At 70.4% G+C, this 253-nt stretch carries 1 protein-coding gene; it reads left to right on the top strand.

What is annotated here, in order from left to right:
• Positions 1-253: beta-L-arabinofuranosidase domain-containing protein (locus tag R0J92_RS24870; protein WP_411053650.1), on the top strand; the 253-nt coding region annotated here is incomplete at both ends.

Genomic DNA, 253 nt, shown 5'->3' with positions numbered 1-253 from the left:
GGGTGCCGTGGTACAACCTGCACAAGACCTTCGCCGGCTTACGCGACGCGTATCAGCACGCCGGGAGCGATCAGGCACGAAAGGTGCTCGCGGCCCTCGCCGACTGGTGCGGCCGGCTCGTCGCCGACTTGTCCGACGCCCAGGTGCAGGACATGCTGCGGTCGGAGCACGGCGGGATGAACGAGGTGCTCGCCGACGTCGCCGCGATCACCGGGGACCGGGCGTACCTCGACCTCGCCCGCCGCTTCTGCCA

The organism is Tritonibacter sp. SIMBA_163, assembly GCF_046535935.1.
GTDB lineage: Bacteria > Pseudomonadota > Alphaproteobacteria > Rhodobacterales > Rhodobacteraceae > Epibacterium > Epibacterium scottomollicae.
This window is presented reverse-complemented; position numbering and strand designations above follow the sequence as displayed.